The 1,411-nt window shown below is 63.9% G+C and carries 3 protein-coding genes; all 3 read left to right on the top strand.

What is annotated here, in order from left to right; genetic code table 11:
- Positions 1-90: 90 nt before the first annotated feature.
- The gene (locus FV223_RS27605; RefSeq protein WP_147729874.1) at positions 91-774 is read left to right on the top strand and encodes an MgtC/SapB family protein; all 684 of its coding nucleotides are present in this window, start codon (positions 91-93) and stop codon (positions 772-774) included.
- Between the two features lie 110 nt (positions 775-884).
- A complete protein-coding gene (locus FV223_RS27600) occupies positions 885-1,124 on the top strand; it encodes a PepSY domain-containing protein (protein ID WP_147729873.1) in 240 nt (79 codons plus the stop codon).
- A complete protein-coding gene (locus FV223_RS27595; RefSeq protein WP_147729872.1) occupies positions 1,124-1,381 on the top strand; it encodes a hypothetical protein in 258 nt (85 codons plus the stop codon). The genes FV223_RS27600 and FV223_RS27595 overlap by 1 nt, the downstream gene beginning before the upstream one ends.
- The last annotated feature ends 30 nt before the right edge of the window (positions 1,382-1,411 follow it).

Here is a 1,411-nt window from a genome sequence, read left to right as displayed (position 1 = left end):
GCTTATCTGAAACCGTGGCCGTCGCATGCTTGACCGTGTGATCCCGGCACAGGATCTTCCCAAGGACATTCGGCGTGTGCGGCGGGAAACATGATCGGCCATCTGGAAATTCTGAGCCGCTTGATGCTCGCCGCCATCCTCAGCGGACTGATAGGGATCGAGCGCGAGAGATTGCTCTGGGCCGCAGGCCTGCGAAGGCACATGCTCGTCGGGGTCGGCGCCTGCCTCATCGTCATTGTTTCGGCCTTCGGCTTCAGCGATGCGCTCAGCACGCACAATGTCGTCCTCGATCCTTCACGTATCGTAGCGCAGGTCGTCTCAGGCGTGGGGTTTCTTGGAGCTGGGACGATCCTGCTTCGCGGCGAGGTGGTCAAAGGGCTCACAACGGCAGCGAGCCTCTGGGCGGTCGCGGCCATCGGCCTCGCGGTCGGCAGCGGCCTGTACGTCGCCGGCATCGCGACGACCGTCATCCTCCTGGCGATCCTTGCCGGATTGAAGCCCCTTCAAGAGCGCTATCACAACCGGCAGCGTGTCCAACCGCTACGGGTGCTGGCAGAGCCGGGTACGATCACGTTCGATACCCTGCAGGGGATCGCCGGGCAGCGTGCCTCGCGCATCCGCCAGTTCGTCGTGCAGCGTGCCGCCGATCCGGCGCAGGACGGAATCCTGATCTCGTTTGCGCGGCTATCAAATCAGTTGGTGTCGGAGATCGCTCAGGGACTACGGGCGCGCCCAGGTGTGACGAGCGTCGAGAACGTCGAGGGTCATCTGTAGTCATCTGATATGCCGGCGGGCGCGCAACCACTGTCCATACGAGCCGTTGTTCGGCATCGTAAAAATGGAGACGGCTAATGAAATTCAGGACGCTCGCAACCGTTGCTCTCATGTTGACGGTGGGTCTCGCCGGCCCTGCCATGGCCAAGAAGGACAAGCCGGGGGCGGACTGGATCCCCGCCGAGCAGGTCAAGCAGAAGCTGATGGACGCCGGCTACTCCAGCATCACCGAGTTGGAGGCCGATGACGGGCACTGGGAGGGCGAGGGCCTGAAGAACGGCGTGAAGATGGAGTTCCACGTCGATCCCAAGACGGGCGCCATCACCAAGGAAAAGCCCGACAAGGATTGATGGATAAGGTCCCGCCCCCCGCCTCCGGAGAGGTCCAGACCGGCAAGAAAGGCAAGCGCACAGCGTACCTGATCGCCGTGCGCCATAAGCGCGAGGCGCCTCGTATCTACGCCGTAGTAGCCGCTTCCGCCGAGGCCGCACTCGCGCAGTTGGACGGACTGACGACCGATGGCATGGGGATCGAGGTCGTCGGTGCCCTCTACCGGGACCTCATCCGACGCCTCGGCCTCAAGGCGGGCGAGTTGCGGCTCGTATGAGCGTCCCGCCGCTCCGTCGAGGCGGCGCGC

It is taken from the genome of Methylobacterium sp. WL116, assembly GCF_008039455.1.
GTDB lineage: Bacteria > Pseudomonadota > Alphaproteobacteria > Rhizobiales > Beijerinckiaceae > Methylobacterium.
The sequence above is the reverse complement of the archived record's forward strand: the minus strand, read 5'-3'. Positions and strand labels throughout refer to the sequence as shown.